This window comes from Tsukamurella strandjordii (genome assembly GCF_039525985.1).
Lineage (GTDB): Bacteria > Actinomycetota > Actinomycetes > Mycobacteriales > Mycobacteriaceae > Tsukamurella > Tsukamurella strandjordii.
The window spans coordinates 1-23,133 of sequence record NZ_BAAAII010000012.1 but is presented as its reverse complement, the minus strand read 5'-3'; the positions used below and the strand labels follow the sequence as shown (position 1 = coordinate 23,133).

19 protein-coding genes and 1 pseudogene are annotated in these 23,133 nt (G+C 67.2%); 9 read left to right on the top strand and 11 right to left on the bottom strand.

What is annotated here, in order from left to right:
• Window positions 1-116: 116 nt before the first annotated feature.
• Window positions 117-416: pseudogene (locus tag ABD108_RS22150) on the top strand (relaxase/mobilization nuclease domain-containing protein); the annotation flags it as partial.
• 388 nt (window positions 417-804) lie between these two features.
• Complete coding sequence (locus ABD108_RS19050) at window positions 805-1,674, top strand: UbiA prenyltransferase family protein (RefSeq protein WP_343931099.1); 870 nt, start codon at window positions 805-807, stop codon at window positions 1,672-1,674.
• 76 nt (window positions 1,675-1,750) lie between these two features.
• Here the strand turns inward: ABD108_RS19050 and ABD108_RS19045 are convergent, their stop codons facing one another.
• The 11 genes from ABD108_RS19045 to ABD108_RS18995 all read right to left on the bottom strand — a co-directional run bounded on the left by ABD108_RS19045 (window position 1,751) and on the right by ABD108_RS18995 (window position 15,270).
• A complete protein-coding gene (locus ABD108_RS19045; RefSeq protein WP_343931098.1) occupies window positions 1,751-1,912 on the bottom strand; it encodes a hypothetical protein in 162 nt (53 codons plus the stop codon).
• Window positions 1,912-2,460, bottom strand: a complete 549-nt coding sequence (locus ABD108_RS19040; protein ID WP_343931097.1) for an antirestriction protein ArdA — start codon at window positions 2,458-2,460, stop codon at window positions 1,912-1,914. Before ABD108_RS19040 ends, ABD108_RS19045 begins: the two co-directional genes overlap by 1 nt.
• Window positions 2,461-2,533: 73 nt before the next feature.
• On the bottom strand, window positions 2,534-4,093 hold the full coding sequence (locus tag ABD108_RS19035; protein ID WP_343931096.1) for a recombinase family protein: 1,560 nt from the start codon (window positions 4,091-4,093) through the stop codon (window positions 2,534-2,536).
• 195 nt (window positions 4,094-4,288) lie between these two features.
• On the bottom strand, window positions 4,289-5,200 hold the full coding sequence (locus tag ABD108_RS19030; protein ID WP_343931095.1) for an HIT family protein: 912 nt from the start codon (window positions 5,198-5,200) through the stop codon (window positions 4,289-4,291).
• Window positions 5,181-5,669: a TIR domain-containing protein gene (locus ABD108_RS19025; RefSeq protein ID WP_343931094.1), complete on the bottom strand. Its 489-nt coding sequence runs from the start codon at window positions 5,667-5,669 to the stop codon at window positions 5,181-5,183. The genes ABD108_RS19030 and ABD108_RS19025 overlap by 20 nt, the downstream gene beginning before the upstream one ends.
• Window positions 5,670-5,735: 66 nt before the next feature.
• Window positions 5,736-8,318: a DEAD/DEAH box helicase gene (locus ABD108_RS19020; RefSeq protein ID WP_343931093.1), complete on the bottom strand. Its 2,583-nt coding sequence runs from the start codon at window positions 8,316-8,318 to the stop codon at window positions 5,736-5,738.
• Window positions 8,319-10,457 (bottom strand): site-specific DNA-methyltransferase, encoded by a 2,139-nt coding sequence (locus ABD108_RS19015; RefSeq protein WP_343931092.1) that lies wholly within the window; start codon window positions 10,455-10,457, stop codon window positions 8,319-8,321.
• A 39-nt stretch (window positions 10,458-10,496) separates the two neighbouring features.
• Window positions 10,497-11,588, bottom strand: a complete 1,092-nt coding sequence (ychF, locus tag ABD108_RS19010; protein WP_343931091.1) for a redox-regulated ATPase YchF — start codon at window positions 11,586-11,588, stop codon at window positions 10,497-10,499.
• An 83-nt stretch (window positions 11,589-11,671) separates the two neighbouring features.
• Window positions 11,672-12,655: an ABC transporter substrate-binding protein gene (locus ABD108_RS19005; RefSeq protein ID WP_220658216.1), complete on the bottom strand. Its 984-nt coding sequence runs from the start codon at window positions 12,653-12,655 to the stop codon at window positions 11,672-11,674.
• Between the two features lie 42 nt (window positions 12,656-12,697).
• Window positions 12,698-13,624, bottom strand: a complete 927-nt coding sequence (locus tag ABD108_RS19000) for an ABC transporter permease (RefSeq protein WP_343931090.1) — start codon at window positions 13,622-13,624, stop codon at window positions 12,698-12,700.
• A gap of 83 nt (window positions 13,625-13,707) precedes the next feature.
• Window positions 13,708-15,270, bottom strand: coding sequence for a sugar ABC transporter ATP-binding protein (locus ABD108_RS18995; protein ID WP_343931089.1), 1,563 nt, complete (start codon window positions 15,268-15,270; stop codon window positions 13,708-13,710).
• Window positions 15,271-15,626: 356 nt separating this feature from the next.
• Between ABD108_RS18995 and ABD108_RS18990 the strand changes: the two genes are divergently transcribed.
• The 7 genes from ABD108_RS18990 to ABD108_RS18960 form a co-directional block, all read left to right on the top strand.
• Window positions 15,627-17,897 carry a carbon starvation CstA family protein gene (locus ABD108_RS18990; RefSeq protein ID WP_220658214.1) on the top strand — a complete coding sequence of 757 codons (2,271 nt, stop codon included), beginning with the start codon at window positions 15,627-15,629 and terminating at the stop codon, window positions 17,895-17,897.
• A complete protein-coding gene (locus ABD108_RS18985; RefSeq protein WP_343931088.1) occupies window positions 17,858-18,058 on the top strand; it encodes a YbdD/YjiX family protein in 201 nt (66 codons plus the stop codon). The genes ABD108_RS18990 and ABD108_RS18985 overlap by 40 nt, the downstream gene beginning before the upstream one ends.
• Window positions 18,059-18,141: 83 nt before the next feature.
• On the top strand, window positions 18,142-19,593 hold the full coding sequence (locus tag ABD108_RS18980; protein WP_343931205.1) for an Ada metal-binding domain-containing protein: 1,452 nt from the start codon (window positions 18,142-18,144) through the stop codon (window positions 19,591-19,593).
• Entirely contained in the window at window positions 19,590-20,099 is a 510-nt protein-coding gene (locus ABD108_RS18975; protein WP_343931087.1) for a methylated-DNA--[protein]-cysteine S-methyltransferase, read from the top strand. Before ABD108_RS18980 ends, ABD108_RS18975 begins: the two co-directional genes overlap by 4 nt.
• Complete coding sequence (locus tag ABD108_RS18970; RefSeq protein WP_343931086.1) at window positions 20,096-21,334, top strand: AI-2E family transporter; 1,239 nt, start codon at window positions 20,096-20,098, stop codon at window positions 21,332-21,334. Before ABD108_RS18975 ends, ABD108_RS18970 begins: the two co-directional genes overlap by 4 nt.
• Before the next feature lie 36 nt (window positions 21,335-21,370).
• Window positions 21,371-22,459 (top strand): DNA recombination protein RmuC, encoded by a 1,089-nt coding sequence (locus ABD108_RS18965; protein WP_343931085.1) that lies wholly within the window; start codon window positions 21,371-21,373, stop codon window positions 22,457-22,459.
• Window positions 22,460-22,526: 67 nt separating this feature from the next.
• On the top strand, window positions 22,527-23,133 hold a 607-nt coding region (locus ABD108_RS18960), incomplete at its 3' end, for a DUF6542 domain-containing protein (RefSeq protein WP_343931084.1).

The window sequence follows — 23,133 nt, the reverse complement described above, 5'->3', positions numbered from 1 at the left end:
GTCCCTCGACGAACGCCGCCGGAACCGTCGGCTATGTGCTCTACGGTCGCGACCCTCTCGTTCGGGAGCAACTCGTCGCCGACGGGCAGACGAGGGCCGTCTCCTTCGCGTTGTCGATGGCTGACGGAGGTTCGAAGCCGGAGCACTTCATCGCTCGCGCCGAGCGCCTCGCTGAGGCTCACGGACGGAAGAACCAGCTCCAGTCCTACGTGCTGGCGTTTCACCCCGACGAGTTCGACGTGACCGATCAGGACGACCTCGACCGGGTGCGAGACGTAGCTGTCGAGTTGGTCGAGCGGATGCATACGGCCGACTACCTCGTCGCCGTGCATCGGGACGCCGCTGGAGGACATGCCCACGCACACATCCTCGCGATAAACCACGACAATCTCACGGGCGGGAGCCTCCAGCGGTACACCTCGTGGAAGCACGGGCTGCGGCAACTGAACGATGATCTGATGCGCGACGAGGGCTTGAAGGTGCTGCCTGAGCCCGAGCGGCCAATGCCCGACTGGGAGCTGAGGCGCGAGGACTTCGCGCCTGGCGGGTTCGAGCGGGTGCTCGGAGACAAGGTCTACGAAGCGCTGGCAGACAAACGATCCGTGAGCCGTGACGCCTTCGAGCAGGTCCTTGCTGAACGCGGCGTCACGCTCGCGGTGACGAACCGAGACGGCTGGTCCTACAAGATGCGCCACTCCGACAACGGAAAGTTCGGCCGGAAGAAGGCTTCCCGTCTCACGCATGAGTTCACCGCCGAGGGTGCACAAGAGATTTTCAACTACCACGCAGCGAAAGGGGCCCGGCATGGGGCTGTTCGACGACATGAAGAAGGACGACGACAGGCATCAGGAGGTGACGAATCAGCTGGAATCGTTGCTGTCGGCGCGCGACGCCGACAGGCGCGAGATCGTGAACTTGACGAACGCCGTCGACGCACTGAACGAGCACGTCAGGACCGTCGACGAGGAGCAGCCGAGCCGTCTGGACCGGTTGTCGATCTCGCCGCTCTCCGACACCACCTCGCCGCCGAGCGAGAGCGTCGAGAGCAGGCTCAACGAGATCGAGAAGACGCTCGTCGAGATCAGCAAGAACGTCGACGGCTCGAACGTGAACGACGCTCTGAATACGTTGGTCAAGAACGTGGTCGCGACGCGGAAGGTCCTGAACTCGGTGGCTGAGAAGCTCGCCGCACAGGCTGCGGACAGCACGAAGGCGGCCCGCGAACTGACCGCCTCGGCGAAGCGCGTCGAAGCCGTCGCCCGCCGTGAGATTGATCGCGCTGTCAAGGAGATTTCCGGGCAGGCCTCGGATGTGGTCCTGCGGGAGCTCGACAGCGCGAACCGGCGCGCTGACGCTCTCCAGGAGGCGAACCTGCGCGCGGGACGGCTCCGGCTCTGGGAGTCAGCTGCGGCCTTTGTGGTCGGCCTCATTCCCCTGGCAATGATCCTCGCAAGTGTCTGGATGGCTGTCGCTGCTCTCACCTGGGGATGGGGGTGGGCGTTCGACGTCGGCAACGATGTCTGGCTCGGTATCGGTCGTGGCCTGGCTGCTGTCGCCGGTACGGGTGCGGCCCTGGGAGCGCTGTTCCTCACGGCCAGGTGGCTCTACCGGCTTGCATCGGCGTGGAGGTTCGACGCGAAGCCTACCTGGCCTCGCTGGCGTGACCGGCAGTAGGAGAAAAAGCAAGATCCCCGGAGCCCCACGGCTCCGGGGATCTTGCGTTCATTGCACTCGACACCGACAGTCGCGCTCAGCGACGAGGTCGCGCTTCAAGCTCGCGGATCGACTCCTCGACAGCCGTGCGCAGTGCTCGGAGGTCTTCGAGCTTCGCCTCGGCCCGGGTCATGTCGGGTCGACCTTCGTGCCGTCGGAATGCCTGGACGTGGTCCCATGCGATGCTCTCCGCACTCATCAGATGCTCCTCATCACGTAGACGCCGCCGTCGGTGGCTGGGAGGGTCGTGTAGTCGAAGGCGAGGTCGCGGATCCATGCCGCCCAGTCGAAGTACCGTGCTACCTCGTCGGGCACCTCATTGATCAGCCCGATCTCGTTGGCGAGGTGCTCGGCATACTCCTTGAACGAGCCCCAGGCGCCGCAGAAGCGCTCCTCGAAGTCCGAGGCGACCGGAAGTCCTTCGCTGTCTTCTACGTGATCGCCGGAGGCCCACCACGCGGCGAATGCATCGCGGTCGTCCTCGGCGACCTCCGCAAGACGCTGAGCGCGTTGCGCTGCCTCCTGCGGGCTCATCTCCTCGGCCGGGCCGGGCATCGCGTCTGTGTCGAAGACCCAGATCTCCTCGTGGGCGCCTTGTGGTGGCTCGGCGCCGTGGACGTCGGCCACGGTGACCTCGTCAGCCACGGTGGCGTTAGACCAGTCGCCGACGAGGTGGCCGTTGTTGTAGCAGGCCAGGCACCCGATCCAGACGCGAGGCTCCGCCTGGGGCTTGATGATGGTGGACATGGGACGTCTCCGATCCCGAGCGGCTGTCGCTCGTCGGTCTCATCCCCGGCCCGGCTCCGCCGGGCTGCGGCGCCTACCTCCAGTCGACGACGACGGAATCGGCCCTGAATCCCTTGCGCCCACGGGGCTGCGGCAACAGGGTGACCGTGGCCAGGGTGTCGATGGCCTCGCGGCGAAGGTCGAGCGACGACTCCTTGAATGCCCCTGCGGGGTCTTCCGCGCCTAGGATCGGGGCAAGGGCGCCAGAACGGCCGCGCATGAGCTTCTCGGCTTCCAGTTCCTGGATGCGCGCCTCGGCTCCGTCGCGGACGCGTTTGAGGTCGCGCGCTTCGATGATCTCGGCGTCGTAGTCGGCCTCGGCGCGGAGGATCCGCGCCCGCTGGTCACTGATGGCGGCGTCGAGGCCTGCGGCGTGCGCTCCACCGTCCGGCGCCTCAACCATTGCGGTCGCGTCCTTGCGCGCGAGACGCTTGGCCATGACCTTCGTGACGAAGTCATCGATGGCGGCGCCCGAGCGCACGATGTGCCCCGCGCACTTGTACCCGCGCGGTGCCCCAGTCACCTTCTTTCCGCAGGTCTCGCCGGTCTCTTCGTCGAGGACATAACCGCAGCGATACAGTCCGCTGCCGAGGTGCTTGCGCTTCGTGGAGCCAGACGTGTTCGTGACGCGCTCGGTGTCATCGAGGACCTGCTGCGCCGTCCACCATGTCTCATCGTCGACGATCGGTTCCCATTGCCCTCGGATAGGCTCTCCGGCGTCGTCACGCAGGATCTGTGCCTTCCACGTCCGGCGGCGCTTACCGTCAGCCTGAGCAAACTTCGGCGTGTAGGTGCTCAGCGCTGCATAGCGCGGGTTCCGCAGGATGCCGAGCACGGTCGACGGCGACCACGGCCCGTCCTCGACGATCGGTCGGGGCTCGAGCCCCTGCTTCTCGCGGGCGGCGGCGCGCTCGACGCTCACCGTATGCGTGTGCTTGGGCAAGGGCGAGAGGCCGTCGATCTGGTCGCGGCCGCTGAGCGCCCTCGCCAGAGAGCGCAACGATTCGGGTTCCTCGATCTTCGTGAAAAGGTCGAAGATCGCACGTACCGCTTCGGCCTCGTCAGGGATCACTTCACCGCTGACCGCATATCCCAGCGGTCGCATTCCCTTCGGGGCACGCCCCTGCATCGCGCGCTGCCGCTGGGCCGCGGACTGACGCGCGCCCTTGCGTTCCATCTCGGCGCGCGCCACTGCCGCCTTGATGCGCGCGTACATGCGCCCGCCGTCAGTCGACAGGTCCGCATCGCCGTTCGCGGTGACGAGGGCGAGACCGCGCAGCTCGGCGTAATCGATCCAATCCTCCAGCTGCCGAGGCTGCCGCGTGAGCCTGTCGAGGTCGTAGCAGATGATCGCGTCGAACCGCCCGAGCTGATAGTCGGCGACCATCCGGTCGTAGTCGGGGCGGATCGCGGTGCGGTCGGTGGCGCTCTTCGACTGGTCGACGTAGGTTTCGACGACCTCCCAGCGCCGGAACCGGGCGAGGTTCTCACAGTCCTCACGCTGGCGCTCAATAGCGAGCCCGTCCATCTCGCGATCCTGCGAGATGCGGAGGTAGATGGCCGCCTTGCGGGGTGCGGTGGAGCGCTCGTTCATGAGTCAAGGCTACCGCTAGACATAACTCCTGTCCAGCATCCCAGGCGTCTCGCTCTTATATCTAAGGCGACGCCGGCCTGCCCGAGCGGTGGAGGTGGTCAGAAGCCGAGCGTCCTCAAGACACTATCGTCAGCCGGGTCCGCATGACCCTCGTCATGCCCCTCGGGACAGCTGAACGATTCACGAAGCGCATGATTAAGTCGCCACCACGATCACGACGCCAACGCCAATGACCGTGAGCGCCGCGTAGAACGGCAGGATGGACCAGGACTTCCAGATGCCCCATTCAGGGAGATAATCTCGAACGAACGCGCGCCACTTGGTCTCCGCCGACCTCCCGTCTTCAGGAGGATCATCGGCATCGGAGGGGTCGAGGGTGAAGTCCGGGACCATCCGGCGCGACCGCGCGACGGTGTTGTATAGCTTCCGGAATCTCTTCTCACTCCGGAGGTAGTTCGCGTCCAGATACGCGAACAACATGACCGAGACAAGCCCGAGCGCTGCGAGCGGCCATGAATCCTGCGTCAGGGCGAATCCGAACGTAGCGGTCACAATCGGCAACAGCCAGCTCTTCGCCGACGCGGATGCGGCGGACTGTCGAGTGACGACAGCCTGAATGTAGTCCAAGTGCTTGCGCCGGTCATCGGGACTGAGAGCAGGCGCCTCGACAGCCAGGTTCGCGACAGCACCGCGCACCCGCTGAAGCGCCTTGTCCTTCTCCGCCTCAGTGAAGTCGGTCTCGTCGGGCCAGATCGGCCCCATGGCGTCGTTCTCCCAGCGCGGGACCAGGTGGATGTGCAGGTGCGGTACGGACTGGGTGGCGGCTTCTCCGTTGGACTGGATGACGTTCAAGCCGTCGGGGACGAGAGCATCGCGAATCGCCGATGAGATGCGAAGCGAGGTACGCGAGAGACGTGCCGCTTCCTCAGGTTTCAAGCTCCAGATGTCGGGAACGTGTCGTCGCGGCACGAGCAGGACATGACCGAGGACCGCGGGCTCAGTCGGGAAAAAGGCGACCACGTGATCGTCCCGGTAGACCTCACGGGCGACGGGATCATCCTGCTGGACGATCTCGCAGAACGGACACTCAGGACGGCCTGTAGGCACGGTGATTCACCCAGCCCTCCAGGTTGTTCTCGATGTCGCGGTAGACCGCCTTGCTGTCTCCGCCGACCGGGTCGATAAGCTCCACATAGTTGGCCATCGTCCCGCCGCCTGTCATGGAGATACTCGCGAACGGGTCGGCGCCTCGGGATGCTGTGTAGCCGTCCTTGTCGCGCAGACCGTGAATTCGCACGCCGAGCAACGGACGCTTGTCGTTCCACGCCTTGATGATCTCGTGCCTGACCCATCGGCTCTTCGAAGTTGTCGCGCCGACGAGCACGATCACAGCCTTGGTGTAGTTCATCTGCTCGTGAATCCACTTTTCGATGGCGGCGTCGGTCTTGTACCGCACGGCTTCCCAGTCCTGCGGAGAGAACGCGGACCCGCCGGAGACCGCGCCCATGTTCATCACCTGCTGGACGCGCCAATTGTCGGGGTCGTACTGAAAACTGAAGAACACGGACTGGGTCATTGCTCTGCTCCTTCGGGTGCTGTCTTCTCGCCGTCAGCTCGTCTCGCGGCGCGCATCGCCATCGTTTTAGTAGTCACTGGCCAGCTCCGATTCGTAGAGCGCCCTGGCGCTCTTGGCTGCGCGGATCGACTCGCGGACACGCGGCTTCGTGATGTCCAGGACCCGGAGCACGCCGCCGGTCTCGGCCACCGACTCGATGCGGCGGAAGTCATCTGCGAAGCGCTCGGCGAAGTCGGCGAGGCCACGGAGCTTCGGCAATGCGTCGGAGAGGTGGTGGCCGTGCGGATCCACGATGTCCACCGCGACGCTGCCGTCATGGTTGGTGCCGAAGAACAGGAAGTCCGGGCGCAGCCCCTTCCAGTCGCCTACCTCGTCCTTGTAGGCCACGGCGAGGGATTCCTTCGTGGCGCGGTCGGGGTTGCGGTACCAGCCCTGGAAGCCGGGCTGTGCTGCTTCGGAGTCGAGGACCTTGCGCTCCCACTCGTTCAGCGTGATCGGGACCGTGCCGTCTTCCGCAGCGAGCAGGTGCATCTCGCGGGTGGGCAGGTCCTCCTCGGTGCCGTCGGGATGACGCACCTTGGTGTCGGCCTGACCGTTCTTCGGGACGGTGAGTGTGATCGGCTCGGGCGCCGTCGACATCGACTCCAGCCCGTCGTACTCGGCCTGGCGTTCGTCGCTCAGTCCTTTGCGTGCGACGCGGGTCTGCGTGAGCCACTCGCGGGACAGTCCATCGGCCTCATGCTCGACCGCCTGGGCGATTTCGTGTACTCGGCTGAGTGAGGCGACGGTGATGTGCGCTTCGAGGAGATCGTCCTCGTCTCCGTCCGGCCCGACGAGATGGTCGACATAGGAGGAGCACAGCGCCGGGCTCAGGATCCGCGTGGCTGTGCGGTAGTAGTCCTCGATGGCGCGAGGGTCGGCGCTCACGGAGAACGCCCGATAGGAGAACCCGCCACCGACTCTGCCGCGGACTTCCTCGCCCTCCATCGTGAGCACGTCCTCGCGCGCCTTCTCAAGCTTCTCCCGGTACTGGACGGCACGACCGTCGAGCACGGCATGGAGATGCTTGTGCGCCTTCTCCACAGCCTCGTCCACGAGGTGGTCCTTCGAGAGCGCCGTCGCCAGGGCGGTGAGCCGACGGATGGGTTTGACGTTCTTCTTCGGGATCGTCACCGACGGGATGGCCGCGAAGCGCTCCCACACTGCCTGGGCGATCGCCGGGTTCGGGTACAGCGGGATTGGGTCGAACAGCACTCGGCGCCCGAGGCCTCCGCCGCCGTCCTCTCCTTCGTCGGCGTCCTTGCTCGTCGCGCCCTTCATCAGCAGTTCCGCGACTCCGGTGGCGGTCTTGCGATCGAAGAGCGGCAGCAGGCAGTCCACCGAGTTGAGCAGTTCGTTACCGGGGATGCGCCGGGCGAGCGGTGTGCGCATCATCCGTCCGAGCAGCTGTGTGATGTGCGTGCGGTCCTTGGCGGGACGGAATGAGACGAGCACCTCGGCGCGCGGGCAGTCCCAGCCGGTCGAGATCGCGCTCTTGGCGAGCAGCACACGTACGTGCGTGGCGTCCTGGACCCGCTGCGGTTCGATGTACGGCACGACCTGCTGTCCGATGGTCAGGTCCGTGTGCTCGCCGAAGACGTTGGCCACGGCGTCATAGGGCAGCTCCGGCCAGGCCTCGTAGATCGTGTCCAGCGTCCGGGTGAGGGTCTCCTGCGAGGGCTTGTCCCCGACCTGGACCACCAGCAGTGGGCGAACGGTTTCGGACTCGCCCTGCTCGCGCGCATAGTCCTGCCACGCGCTCTCGGAGGCCTTGATCTTCTCAACGGCTTTGGTCAGCAGCACGGTCTCGAACGCGCCGTCCTCGGCAGGGATCGACAGGGCGATGTCGTCCTTGAGGAGCCCTGACGCCTGCACCAGCGCGGAGTCCACCTGTACCGACGGCAGGGCGTCGCGGCCCTTGGCGTCCTTCATCGCGCTCTCGAACCGCTCAACCGTGGCGGAGATGCCGAAGACGACCGGCATCGCAGGCACGCTGCCCTGGCCGTTGATGAGTCGTTGCACGATGGTGGACCGTTCGCGTGCGCGCGTCCCCATGCCGCGGTGCGCCTCGTCCAGCACGAGGTAGAGCGTCAGATCTTCGTTGGCGATCGTGTTCGTGATCGTGTCGTAGATGGAGGACTGAACCTCGTCGGGGCGAGGCTCGAGACCTGGCAGCGTGTCATCGCCGCTGGCTTCCGGTGCACCCTTGACCAGGCGGGAGTTCTTACTCAGCTTCTGCGTATTGAGGAAGTACACGTTTCCCGGCCGGAAGGTCGGCTCGGAGAACGTCGTCGGCACGACCCGTAGTCGATGGTCAAGCTCGCTCGCGGCTGCCTGGATTCGCGCGCGCGACTGCTCGTTCAGTGCCGGGTCGTCCGAGAACCACAGCACGACGGCGCCCGGGTCACCGGCCACGTCGAACTCGTCGTTACCGAAGAAGAGCGATTCGATCACAGCGGCGGCCATGACTGTCTTGCCCGCTCCGGTCGTGGCGCTCAACGAAAACTGCGAGAGCGCGCTGTAGCGACGGTAGGAGTCGCGAGCACGGTCCAGGTTCCGTAGCACGTCGCGGACGGCTTCGACCTGGTAGTCCTTCAGCGTGTAACGCATCTACAGGCTCCGTCCCGTGTTGATCTCGAAGTTCTGGAGGTAGGACTCGTAGAGCCGTACCGGGACGACATCGCTCGCCAGTTCCCGGCACACCATCTGGAACGCGCTGTCGTCGTCCGTGACGACGTACGCGATCTCGATGCCCTCTCGCGCGCTCACCGCCGCGACGAACTCGTCCGCCTGGTCGAGGTTCTCCAGCACGCCATAGGTATCGGCCAGGTCCCAGCCGTCCTCGCCGAGGTCGTAGATGACGCGACCACGGGACCCGGCGCGCAGCCACAGCATCGGTGCGACGCGCTCGAAGGCACGGTTGTGACGAACCGACAACGGCGCCTCGTAGGTGAGGGTGAAGAACGCGGCGTTCTCCTCGAAGCCATCCGACATCGGGAACTCATCGGTGAACTTGTAGTCGCCCTTGATCGGCTCACCCTCGGGGGTCTGGCCGGTGATCGCGGCGGTGAGGCGCGGCTTGGTGATGTAGTCGCAGATGCCGAGTGACTCCCAATCAGCATCGCCTGGTCGCAACCCTTGCTTGCGTAGCCCGGCCTGCTCTTTCGCAGACACCTCGTTGTTGGTCACGGAGATGCACAGCCGACTTCCCCCGTGCTGCCGATTGAGGCGCATAACGGCATGCGCCGTTGTCCCCGAACCCGAGAAGAAGTCCAACACGACCGCCTCGGGCTTGTCCTTGACGAAGAAGCGCAAGACATCCTCAACTGCGAACAATGACTTGGGAAAAGGAAAACGACGACCGAGAAGCGACGAGATCAGATTTGTCCCACCAGTCTCAGCATTGTGCGAGGGCATATTCCATACACGCTTCGGAATGACGCCCTTCGCAGACGCGTACTCAGCGATCACGGCTCCGTCCTCGTCGCGACCTGTGACCTCAGCATCACCAGATTCGATGGCGGCGACTGTCCCGCTCGGCAGGTACTGAACAGCGACGTACCGCTTGGCTGGTTTGTAGTTGCGTGAACGAAGATAGCCAGCTTCGTGGTAACGCCTCGCGGTGTCTGGGGTGATACCCCATAGTCCTTCAGTCCCATTCGGCAAGAGAGGCCACACAGCGAAAGTTCCGGCGGGAACGGGGACGGAACGTCGGTCCACCTCGTCAGTGATGGGGTCACCGACAGAGTGAATGTAGCCCGTTGCTTCGTCCACAAAGACCGGGTAAAACTGCTTAGGTCGAGCACCGCGACGAGCTGTTGGTTCGCGGCGACGCAGTCCGAGCCAGCTGATGGGCTTGCCGACCTGAGCGGACGCGGAGCGCGATTCGTCCAGCATGTTGGATTCGCCAAATCCTACTTCTTGAGCACCGAGTCGCACGGTGAAGATGTATTCCTCTACCCGCGAGAACTGACCGAACCGCGCGACCCCTTTAGCGCTGATCACAGAGGTAACCATCTCGATCTCGCCTTCCGGGAACGTCTGCTCCAACAGCAGCCCCAGTCGCAAGTACTCCTTCTCGTCGATCGTGACGATGAGCACCGAGTCGTCGGGGTTGAGCAGCTCCCGTGCGATCTTCAGGCGCCGCTCCATGAAGGCCAGCCACTTCGAGTGCCGGTAGTCGTCGTCGCCTTCGACGTAGTCGTTGTTGTACTTCCAGTCCCTGGCGCCCGTGTTGTACGGCGGGTCGATGTAGATGGCATCGATGGAGTGGCGGTGCGTGTAGGTCAGCATCTCCAACGCGTGGTAGTTCTCCGCGTTGATGACCGAGTGGAACGGCTTGTCTCCGCCCCGCTCGACGCGGCCCGTCTCCACGAGTCCGGGGTAGATGCGATCCCGGAACTCTGCGACGACCACCACGTCGTCGGCGGGCATGATCTGAGTCTCGGGCTCCTCGACGTCCAACTCCGCGAGATGGGCCAGGCGTTGCCCGTCGGCTCGTTCGATCCGCGTGACGCGCCACAGACGCTGGTCGCCAGTCTTCGTCTCCCCACGAGGAGGAAGCACGCGCACCTTGTCGCCGCGACGCACCGGCCTGCCGGGCAGCTCGACGGCCTCGGGCTGATGCTGCTCGAAGACGAGGCCGAAGGTGCGACGCTTAGTGAGCGCGGCGATCTCTGCTTCCAGATCAGCACCGAGTTGCGGATTGGCCTTGCGCGCCTGCCGAAGCAGCTCCGTCAGTCTCGACAATGGTGTGCCCTCCTCGCCCGCACCGATGCGAACTAGCGCCTACTTCTTGCTCCCAGACGGAATTCCTGTCCTGAACTCGACCACGTCACCGTCGGACATGACGTAGTCCTTGCCCTCCATCCGGACCTTGCCGGCGGCCTTCGCGGCGGCCATGGTGCCGTTGGCGTCGAGGTCGGCGAAGGAGACGATCTCGGCCTTGATGAAGCCCTTTTCGAAATCGGTGTGGATCACGCCGGCGGCCTTGGGGGCGGTGTCGCCCTTGCGGATCGTCCAGGCGCGCGACTCCTTGGGGCCGGCGGTGAGGTAGGTCTGCAGGCCCAGGGTGTGGAAGCCGGCGCGGGCGAGCGAATCGAGGCCCGGCTCGTCCTGGCCGATGGACTCCAGCATCTCGGCCTGATCCTCGGGGTCCAGCTCCAGCAGCTCGGACTCGATCTTGGCGTCGAGGAAGACCGAGTCGGCGGGCGCGACCGCGGCGGCCAGCTCGGCGCGCTTGGCGGCATCGGTGAGCACGCCCTCGTCGGCGTTGAAGACGTACAGGAAGGGCTTCGCGGTCATCAGGTGCAGCTCGCGGATCGGCGTGGTGTCGAAGCCTGCGGCGAACAGCGTCTTGCCGTCCTCCAGCACGAGCTGCGCGGCCTTGGTGGCCTCCAGTGTCTCGACCAGCTCTTTGTTCTTGCGCGCGTCCTTCTCCAGCCGCGGCAGGGCCTTCTCGATGGTCTGCAGATCGGCCAGGATCAGCTCGGTGGCCACGGTGTCGATATCGGCGAGCGGATCGACCTTGCCCGCCACGTGCACCACGTCCTCATCGGAGAAGACGCGCACCACCTGGCAGATCGCGTCCGCCTCGCGGATGTTGGAGAGGAACTGGTTGCCCATGCCCTCGCCCTCGGACGCACCCTTGACGATGCCGGCGATGTCGACGAACGACACCGTTGCCGGGAGGATCCGCTCCGAGGAGAAGATCTCGGCCAGGCGGGTCAGCCGCGGGTCCGGCAGGTTCACCACGCCCACGTTCGGCTCGATGGTGGCGAACGGGTAGTTCGCCGCCTCCACCTCACTGTTGGTGAGGGCGTTGAACAGGGTGGACTTGCCGACGTTGGGCAGTCCGACGATTCCGAGGGTAAGGCTCACGGGACCTCATTCTACGTGCCGACCTCGGCACTCCCCCGGCGGCGCGGACAACCCGCATCCGCGCCGCCGGAGGGCCGCCACCCTCACCGGTAGAGGCTGCCCGAGATCTTCGGGTCGTCGATGTTGGTCTTGTCGTACCAGTAGTAGCCGGTGTCGATGTTCTTCGGCAGCGACTCACCGTTGATCGCCTTCACCGCGGCGGCCACCGTCTCGCGGCCGATGCCCACCGGATTCTGGGTGATGGCACCCGCCATCAGGCCCGACTTGATCGCGTCGATCTGCGCGGCGCCCGAGTCGAAACCGATCACCTTGATGTTCTGCTTACCACTGCGCTGCACCGCGTTCACCACACCGGTGGCCGCACCCTCGTTGGTGCCGTACAGGCCGGCCAGATTCGGGTAGGCCTCCAGCATCGTCGAGGTGAGGTCGGCGGCCTTCGCGGGATCGCCGCCGTACTGCACGTCCACGATCTTCACGCCGGGCGCGTTCTTCTTGATCCAGTCGGTGAAGCCGTCGCGACGATCCACACCGGTCTTCGAGGTCTGATCGTGCGCCACCACGCCGATCTCTCCCTTGCCACCGATCAGGTCGACCATGCGCTTGGCCGCCTCACCGGCCGCGGCGAAGTTGTTCGTCGACGCGGTGGTGACCGGGATATCGCTGTCCACACCGGAATCAAAGGCGATCACCGGAATGCCCTTGTCCTTGGCCTGCTGCAGGATCGGCGCCACGGCGGAGGAATCGAGCGCGGCGATCGCGATCGCCGCGGGATTGCGATCGAGTGCGGTCTGCAGCAGCTGCACCTGCTTCTCGACCTGGGTCTCGCTGTCCGGCCCCTCGAAGGTGATGGTCCTACCGAGCTCCTTCGCGGACTCATCGGCGCCCTTGTTGACGGCCTTCCAGAACTGATGCTGGTAGCCCTTCGAGATGATCGCGATCTCGCCGCTGCTACTGGTGGAACCACCGCTGGAACATGCGGTGAGGGCGGTGGCCGTGGCCACCGCGGCGACGGTGACGGTGGCCGCGCGGGCGAGCCGCCGGAGCGGCGTGGAAGACAGTGTGAACACGCGATTTCTCCTTGATGTGGGGTGAACGATGCGAACGGACGGTCAGGTGCGCTTACGCACGATGTCGATGTAGACGGCCACGAGGATCACGGCACCCACGGCGATGGACTGCCACTCCTGCGGGATCGACATGATCCGCAGGCCGTTGGTGAGCACGCTCATGATCAAGATGCCGATCACGGTGCCGGTGATGGTGCCCCGGCCGCCGGCGAGCGAGGTGCCACCGATCACGACGGCGGCGATCGCCTCCAGTTCGAGGCCCTGGCCGCCGGTGGGCTGCGCCGAGTTCAGGCGGGCCGCGGCGAGGACGCCGGCGAGCCCCACGAAGACGCCGGAGAAGGTGTAGATCGCCACCTTCCACGACCGCACGTCCACACCCGACAGTCGGGTAGCCTCCTCGTTGCTGCCGATCGCGTAGGCGTAGCGGCCCATCTTCGTCTTCGCCAGCACGAAGCCGGCGATCACCGCCATCAGCGCCAACAGCACCACGCTGAACGGCACCCGCGCGCCCGAGACCAGCGAGGCGTTGGCGATGTCGCTGAACCCGGGGACCGAGGTGAACCGGATCGGTTCGGTACCCGAGATCACCAGGGCCGCACCGATGGTCACCAGCATCATGGCCAGGGTCGCGATGAACGGCGGGATACCGAGGTAGGAGATCACCAGGCCGTTGACCAGCCCGATGAACGCGCCGAACAGCACGCCGCCGATCACGCCGACCCACAGCGGCAGGTTCCAGTGCACGAGGAAGACGCCCGTCATGACCCCGGACAGGATCATGGCCGTACCGATCGACAGATCGATGCCGCCGGTGATGATCACCGCTGTGGTTCCCAGCGCCAGCAGGCCGATGGTGACCGAGGCGACGAGGATGCCCGTGAGGTTGCTGGCGGTCAGGAAGTTCGGGCTCGCGAACGAGAAGAAGACCACGATCACGATCAGGCTCACGAAGGCCAGGAACTGCTGCATCTGGCCGCGGATTCAGTGCATCGGATTGAACCCGCCGGCGGCGCCGGACTCCTCGGGCGTGCGGGTGGCGGTGGGCGTGGCCATCACTTCACCGCCGTCTCGTGGAATCGGGTGGCGTTCTCCATGATCGTCTCCTGGGTTGCGTCGGTGCTGTCGAGAATGGTGGCGAGCCGGCCGTCGCTCATCACCGCGATGCGGTGGGACAGCCGGAGCACCTCGGGAAGATCGCTGGAGATCACCATGATCGCCTTCCCGGCGGCGGCCAATTGTTCGAGGAGCCGGTAGATCTCATCCTTGGCACCCACATCGATGCCGCGGGTGGGCTCATCGACGATGAGGATGTCGCAGTCGCGGGCGAGCCACTTCCCGATGATCACCTTCTGCTGGTTACCACCGGAGAGGTTGCGCACCGCCTGCTTGATGGACGGGGTCTTCACCCGGAGCCGCTCGACCATCTCCGTTGCGAGCGTGTCGAGTTCGCCGTCACGGATCACGCCGAACTTCGAGTGCGCCGCCAGCGAGGACAGGGCGATGTTGTCGCGGACCGTCTGGTCGACGATGGCGCCGAAGCGTTTGCGGTCCTCGGAGAGGTAGCCGATCCCGAGGCGGGCGGCCACCGCCGGCGAATCGATACGACGCTCGGTGCCCGCCACCTCGATGGTTCCCGCGGTGATCGGATCGGCACCGACGATGGCGCGGGCGAGTTCGGTGCGACCAGCGCCCATGAGACCGGCGAAGCCCAGGATCTCGCCGCGGTGCAGTTCGAAGGAGATGTCGTCGAGCGGGTGCTTGCTGCACAGCCCGTCGACCTTGAGCGCCACCTCACCCTGCTTCTCCGGCACCGTGGGTCGCTGCTCGTCACTGACCTCGCGGCCCACCATCATCTCGATGATCTCGCGCATCGGGGTGGTGGCCGTGGGGCGCTGCCCGACGTAGATGCCGTCGCGCAGCACGACGATGCGGTCGGAGATCCGCGGAAGCTCGTCCATCCGGTGCGAGATGTAGATGACGCCGGTGGTGTCGGTGATGAACCGGTCGATGAGCTCGAAGAGGGTCTGCACCTCGGCTTCGTTGAGCGCGGCCGTGGGCTCGTCGAGGATGAGCAGACGGGCGTCCTCGGAGAGCGCCCGCGCGATCTCGACCATCTGCTGCTTGCCCACCGTGAGGTCGCGGACCCGGGCATCCGGATCGATCACCATGCCCAATCGATCCAGCAGGGCCGCGGTCTCCCGCACGGTGCCGCGGCTGTCGAGGATGCCGAACCGGGTGCGCTCGCGTCCCAGCGTGATGTTCTGCGCCACGGTGAGATCGGGCACCAGGCCGAGTTCCTGGTGGATGATGCTGACGCCGAGGGACCGTGCGTGCGCGGGCGAGGTCAGCTGCACGGGGTTGCCGTCGATCTCGATGGTCCCCTCGTCCGGGGTCTCGACGCCGCTGAGCAGCTTCATGAGCGTGGACTTGCCTGCGCCGTTCTCCCCGACGAGGGCGATGCGCTCGCCCGGGGCGACCTCGAGGCTGACGTCGTCGAGCGCGACGACGCCGGGGAATCGCTTGGTGACGCCGGACATCCGGATCAGCGGGACCGTGCCGCCGGCCGGGCTCGCCGCCTGATCCGCAGCCTGCTCTGGAGCGTGGTCGTCGCTCACCGGACCACCACCCCGATCGCCACCGACAGGGCGGCGGACACGCGTTCATTCAGGTTGGACATGCAACTCCTCTGTGTGCTGGATCACATTAGAGATCGGATGTTTGCGTGTCAACACCCCCAACAAATCCGCAAAACAGCGGAATTGTCCGAGCTTTGCATCGGACACATCAGATGTTCGGCGCGCCCGGACGTCACCCTCCCGGACGTCTCCCGCGCAAGCCGCACCCGGCCACGGACCTGCGCGCGCCGCGCACCGTCGCTCCCGAGCCGAGGAAGCCGATTCCCCGACACCCGGGGCGGCCGGATGAAACGATGACCACTGCGCATCACCACTCGTCCCCACCAGGAGGCCTCGTGTCAGCTCCGACCGCTCCGTCGACCACGGAGACCGACGGCGACATCACGTACGTCCGCACGGATCCGGCGCAGCCGCCGGTCGCGATCATCGATCGCAGCCCGATCACCACCAAGCACAAGCTGATCTTCGGCGCCATCGCGCTGCTGGGCGCCGTCGCCTGGGCGATGATCGCGCTGGCCCGCGGCGAATCGGTGAACGCGGTGTGGTTCGTGCTCGCCGCGGTGTGCACGTACGTGGTGGGGTACCGCTTCTACGCGCGCCTCATCGAGCTGAAAGTGGTGCGCCCGCGTGATGATCACGCGACGCCCGCCGAGGTCCTCGAGAACGGCACCGACTACCTGCCCACCGACCGGCGGGTGCTGTTCGGGCACCACTTCGCCGCCATCGCCGGCGCCGGACCGCTCGTGGGCCCGGTGCTCGCCGCACAGATGGGTTACCTGCCCGGCACGATCTGGATCATCGTGGGCGCGCTGGTCGCCGGCTGCGTGCAGGACTACCTGGTGCTGTGGGTCGCCACCCGGCGGCGCGGCCGCTCGCTGGGCCAGATGATCCGCGACGAGCTCGGTCCGGTGGGCGGCGCCGCCGCGATCATCGGCATCGCGGCGATCATGACCATCCTCATCGCCGTGCTCGCGCTGGTCGTGGTGCAGGCCCTCGGCCACAGCCCGTGGGGCGTCTTCTCCATCGCCGCCACCATTCCGATCGCCCTGTTCATGGGCGTGTACCTGCGCTACCTCCGCCCGGGGCGGGTGTCCGAGGTCTCGCTGATCGGCTGCGTCCTGCTGCTGGCCGCCGTGATCGGCGGCCGCTACGTGGGCGAGAGCAGCTGGGGCAAGGAGCTGTTCACGCTGACCCCGGTGCAGCTCAGCTGGGCGATCATCATCTACGGCTTCGCCGCCTCCGTGCTGCCCGTATGGCTGCTGCTGGCCCCGCGCGACTACCTCTCCACCTTCATGAAGGTGGGCACCATCGTGCTGCTCGCCGTGGGCATCCTCATCGCGCGCCCCCTCATGGAGGCCCCGGCGGTGTCCGACTTCGCCACCCGCGGTGACGGTCCGGTGTTCGCCGGATCGCTGTTCCCCTTCCTGTTCATCACCATCGCCTGCGGCGCCCTGTCCGGCTTCCACTCCCTGGTCAGCTCCGGCACCACGCCGAAGCTGCTGGAGAAGGAGGGCCAGATGCGGTTGATCGGCTACGGCGGCATGCTCACCGAATCCTTCGTCGCGATCATGGCGCTGATCACCGCGTCGATCATCAACCAGCACTTCTACTTCGCGATGAACGCGCCGATCGCCAAGACCGGCGGCACCGCGGAGACGGCCGCCACCTACGTCAATTCCCTGGGACTGAGCGGAGATCCGATCAGCGGAGAGCAACTGTCGCAGGCGGCCAAGGACATCGGCGAGGAATCGATCGTCTCCCGCACCGGTGGCGCGCCCACACTGGCCTTCGGCATGTCGGAGGTGCTGCACCAGGTGTTCGGCGGCTCCGGGATGAAGTCCTTCTGGTACCACTTCGCGATCATGTTCGAGGCGCTGTTCATCCTGACCACCGTGGACGCGGGCACCCGCGTGGCACGGTTCCTGGTCTCCGACGCGCTGAGCAACCTGGGCGGCCCCTTCAAGCGCCTCAAGGACCCCAGCTGGCGCGTCGGCGCCTGGGCCGCATCGCTGCTCGTGGTGGCCGGCTGGGGCAGCATCCTGCTGATGGGCGTGACCGACCCGCTGGGCGGCATCAACACGCTCTTCCCGCTGTTCGGCATCGCCAACCAGCTCCTGGCCGCGATGGCGCTCACCGTGGTGGTCGTGGTGGTGGTCAAGAAGGGCTACTACAAGTGGGTCTGGATACCCGCGATACCGCTGGTCTGGGACCTCATCGTGACCATGACCGCATCCTGGCAGAAGATCTTCAGCTCCGACCCCGCGGTGGGCTACTGGAAGCAGCACAGCAACTTCAAGGCCGCTGCCGAGGCCGGAAAGACCTCCTTCGGTTCCGCGAAGACACCGGAGGCCATCGACGCCGTGGTCCGCAACACCTTCATCCAGGGCACGCTGTCGATCGTCTTCGCCGTGATGGTGCTGGTCGTGGTGATCATGGGGGTGTGGACCATCTACCGCACAGTGACCGGCAACGGTCGCCCGCTCACCGAGGAGGAACCGGTGCCGAGCCACCTGTTCGCTCCCAGTGGACTGATACCGACACCCGCCGAACGGGAGGTGCAAGCGCAGTGGGACGCACAGGGAGTGGCCAGATCCTCCGGGCACTGAAGGCCGTCCGCTGGTACGTGGCGTCCGTGATGGGCGACAACCACTACCAGCGGTACCTCACGCACCGTCGGGCGACGCATCCCGGGGAACCCGTGATGACCGAACGGGAGTACTGGAAGGCCCGGCACGACGGCGCGACGGTGAGCGCGCGCTGCTGCTGAGCAGGCACATCACGGTGGTGTCCGAAACCCGCTAGCGCACGGTCCGGTGGAGTGCCAGAGTCGAAGCCGTGACCACCAGCTCGATCCACCTCGACTTCGACCGGTGCTACCGGGCGATCGCCGGCCGGGACGCCCGGTTCGACGGCCAGTTCTACACGGCCGTCGCCACCACCGGCATCTACTGCCGGCCGTCCTGTCCGGCCACCACGCCGAAACGGGAGAACGTCAGCTTCCACCTGACCGCCGCCGCCGCGCAGTCGGAGGGCTACCGCGCCTGCCGGCGGTGCCTGCCCGACGCCGTTCCCGGCTCGCCGCGCTGGAACCTCGAATCCGATCTCGCGGCCCGCGCCATGCGCCTGATCTCCGACGGCACCGTCGATCGCGCGGGCGTCCCCGGCCTCGCCGAACGCCTCGGCTACAGCCCCCGCCAACTCACCCGGGTGCTCACCGCCGAACTCGGCGCCGGCCCGCTCGCACTGGCCCGGGCGCACCGCGCCACCACCGCTCGCATCCTCATCCAGAGCTCGTCGATGCCCTTCTCCGACATCGCCTTCGCCGCCGGGTTCTCCTCGATCCGACAGTTCAACGACACCATGCGCGAGGTCTTCGCCCGCACCCCGTCGGAACTGCGCACCTCCGGCCGGGGCGCACCGTCGGCCACCGGAACCCTGAGCCTGCGATTGGCGCTGCGCGGCCCGTACGCCACCGGATGGGTGCGGTGGTTCCTCGGCGCGCACGCGGTGACCGGACTCGAGCACCTCGACGGTGACCGCTTCACCCGGGTGCTCAGCTTGCCGGGCGGTGACGGGATCGCCACCGTCGACCTATCCACCGTTACAGAAGGATTCATCCGCGCAACGCTCTCGCTGGCCGCGATGAGCGACCTGTCCGTCGCGGTCACGCGGCTGCGGCACCTCCTCGATCTCGACGCCGATCCGATCGCCGTCGACGACGCCCTCGCGGCGGATCCACACCTCGCCCCGCTCGTCCGGGCCACCCCCGGAATCCGCCTGTTCGGGTGCGTCGACCCCGCGGAACTGCTGCTGCGCACCATGATCGGGCAGCAGATCTCGATCGCCGCCGCCGCGACGCACCAGGCCCGGCTGGTGCGGGCCCTCGGCGCGGAGGTCGACGATCCCGAGGCCCGCGTGACCCACGCCTTCCCGGCCGCCGCCGTGGTCGCGGACCGCGGCGGCGAGGTGCTCACCGGTCCGGCGGCGCGGGTCACGGCGATCCGCTCCGCCGCCGCGGAGCTCGCCGAGGGCCGACTCGTGCTGCATCCCGGCATGACCCGGTCCGACGCCCGCGAGGCCCTGCTGCGCCTCAAGGGCGTGGGCCCGTGGACCGCTGACTACGTGGCCATGCGCCTGCTGGCCGATCCCGACACCCTGCTCGCCTCCGACCTGGTGGTCGCCAAGGGCGCCACCGGGCTCGACCTCGACATCACCGCGAACCACTGGAGCCCGTGGGGCAGCTACGTCTCGCTGCACCTGTGGAACCACGCATTGACCACCTCGGACCGGAAGGCACCATGACCACCTACAGCACCACCCTCGACACCCCCGTCGGGCCGTTCACCGCCGTCGTCGACGCCGACGGGGCCGTGCTCGCCTCGGGCTGGACCGCCGACACCGCGGACCTCGTGCCGCTGATCCACACCTCGCTGCGCCCGCGCACCGTCGAACCGCGGAGCGAACTGGGCGCGGTGACCGCCGCCGTGCGCGCCTTCCACGCCGGCGATGTGACGGCGATCGACGCCGTCCCCGTCCGGCAGCGGTCGGGCGAATTCATCGATCACGCGTGGCAGGTGCTGCGTACCGTGAAGCCCGGCGAGCCGGTGACCTACACCGAGTACGCCGAACTGTCCGGCCGCCCGGCAGCGGTGCGAGCAGCCGGAATGGCCTGCGCCCGGAACGCCGCGGCACTGTTCGTCCCGTGCCACCGCGTGCTGCGCACCGACGGCACGCTCGGCGGATTCCGGTGGGGACTCGCCGTCAAGGAATGGCTGCTCGGCCACGAGGCACTTACGATCGCAGCGTGAGCGAAAACAGCGAGGGCGACTCCCCCACCCCATCGGCGGCCAAACCGACCCGCAGCGAGGTGTACGGCGATGCGGGCCGCTGGCTGGCGTCGTGGAGCATCCGCATCGTCGCGGTGGCCGCGATGCTGTACGTGGTGGTGTGGGTGATCGGCGAATTCTGGTCGATCCTGCTCCCGGTGATGCTGGCCGTGCTGCTGTGCACCGTGCTGTGGCCGCCGGTGCGCTGGCTGCGCGACCGCGGCTTCCCACCGGCGGTGGCCACCGCCACGGTGCTCCTGCTGGCGCTCGCCCTGTTGGGCGGGGTCATCGGCGCGATCGCACCGTCGATCACCAGCCAGTCGCAGCAGATCGCGGACAGCGCCGTGGCCGGCGTGCGCAAGATCCAGGAGTGGGTCCAGGGCCCTCCGCTGAACCTGCAGGACGAGCAGATCAGCAAGTTCGTCACCTCCATCACGCAGAAGCTGCAGTCGAGCGCCGAGTCGATCGCCTCGGGCGTCTTCACCGGTGTGAGCGCGGCGGGCTCCGTGGTGGTGGCCGTGGTGATGGTGGCGATGCTCACCTTCTTCTTCCTCAAGGACGGCGACAAGTTCCTGCCGTGGATGCGCCGTCACTCGGGCACCCCGGTCGGCGATCACCTCGTGGAGCTGCTCAGCCGCATCTGGACCACTCTCGGCGGGTTCATCCGCACGCAGGCGCTGGTGAGCCTCATCGACGCCGTGTTCATCGGCCTCGGCCTGGTGATCCTCGACGTGCCGCTGGCCTACGCCCTCGCGGTGATCACCTTCCTCGGCGGGTTCATCCCGATCGTCGGTGCCTTCGTGGCCGGCGCCCTGGCCGTGGTGGTGGCGCTGGTGACCAACGGCTTCACCACCGCGCTGCTGGTGCTGCTCGTGGTGATCGCGGTGCAGCAGTTGGAGGGCAACGTGCTCTCCCCGATGCTGCAGTCGCGGTCGATGAACCTGCACCCCGTGGTGGTGCTGCTGGCGATCGCCTTCGGCGGCACCCAGTTCGGCATCATCGGCGCCTTCCTCGCCGTGCCTGTCGCGGCCGCACTCGCCGTGCTGTTCCGCTATCTCGGTGAGCTGGTGGACGACAAGACCGGCGAGACGCCGCCGGAGCCCGAGGCGCCGGCGAAGCCGGGCTTCAAGGACCGGATGCTCGCCAAGCTGCGACTGTCCGAGCCCGCAGCGGACGCGGACCTCGACCCCGCCGGCCCCGCCGCCAAGGCGGACTGACCCGAACTTGTCAGTCGGGTCGGCCATGCTGGCGCCATGGACCTCACCTGCCTGCTCGTCGCGATCCTCGCGCTGCTGGTCGGCCTGGCCGCCGGAGTGATCCTCGCCCGCTACCTGCCGGCCCGTACCGCACCGGGTGCGGGCGGTCCGTCGGCCTCGCCCGAGGCGCTCGCAGGCCCGGTGGGCGTGCTGCTCGCCCCGCTCCGGCAGACGCTCGACGCGCTCGGCCACGAGTTCGCCGTGGCCGAGCGGAGCCGCGTCGCCGCCTTCGCCGGCCTGCGGGAGCAGATCGGCACCGTGGCCCGCACCAGCGAGGCGCTGCGCGCCGAGACCGCCACCCTGCGCTCGGCGATGAAGTCCTCCACGGTGCGCGGGCGGTGGGGCGAGCTGCAGCTCGAACGGGTCGTGGAGCTCGCCGGGCTGAGCCGGCACTGCGATTTCTCCACCCAGGTGGCCGGTGCCGTGGGCGGGGAACGGGTGCGCCCCGATCTGGTGGTGCACCTGGCGGGCGGCCGCGACCTGGTGGTCGATGCGAAGGTTCCGCTGGACGCCTACCTGCAGGTGCTCGAGGCGCCGCCGTCCGAGCACCCCGCGCTGCTCGCCGATCACGCCCGCCGGTTCCGCTCGCACGTGGTGCAGTTGTCCGGGAAGCGGTACTGGGACGCCGTCGGCTCACCGGAGCTGGTGGTGATGTTCGTGCCGGCCGAGGCCTTCCTCGACGCCGCACTGCAGGCCGACCCCGATCTGCTCGAATTCGCCCTGGACCGCAATGTGGTGCTCGCCACACCCACCACCCTGATCGCAATGCTGCGCGCGGTGGCCCTGGCCTGGCGGCAGCACGCCCTCGGTGAGGACGCCGAACGCATCCACGCCCTGGGCCGCGAACTCAGCGAACGGCTCGACGTGCTCAACAATCACTTCTCGTCGCTCGGATCCGCGCTGACCAGGGCCGTCGACGCCTTCAACACCACCGTCGGCTCGTACAACGCGCGGGTGGGCGTCACCGCGCGGCGGCTGGCCGACCTGGCCTCGATGCCCGACGGTGCGCGCGACGACCATCCGGGGCTCGACGCTGCGCCGCGCGCGGTTCCCCACGGTGCACATTCTCGGATCTCACAGCTGTAGCCGGTACGGTTCTCTTGTGTCGAAGTTCCCCCCGTCTCGCTCCCAGGTACCGGTAGACGAGCGGTCCGTGCTCGCAACCGTGCCCGGACTGCCCTGGTGGGGCGCGATCCTGACCCTGCTCGCGTTCACCGCCGTGGGACCACTTGTGTCCGACCGGTTCGCGGGAAGCAATGCCGGCGTGCTGTCGATCGCCGTGGGCGCGGTGCTCGCTGTGCTCGCCGTGCGCAACCGCTCGCTGTTCACCGCCATGGTCCAGCCGCCGCTGGTGATCGCCACTGCGATCCCCGCGTACCGCTGGTTCGCGATGCCCGAACCGCGCAGCACCAGCAAGATCCTCACCGAGGTGATGTTCCCGCTGGTCTCGCTGTTCCCCTGGATGTTCTGGATCACCGTGGTCGTCGTGGCCATCGGCGCGGCGCGGCTCGTGCTGTACCGGCGCCTCACCGCCGCCGCCCGGACCGCGCAGCGCAGCAGCCAGCCGAGCACCGGACGGACCACGGCCAAAGCCGGCGCGAAGGCGGCGGGCGCCACGGGCACCGCGGCCAAGCGCGGCGACGACCGCACACCCGAATCGACCGGACTGCCGCTGGGCGAGCGGCTGCGCGCCGCGTTCGCCCGGTTCCGCACGCCTGCCGCCGCGACGGCTCCCGCGGCCGCGCTGGCCGCCCCCGGTG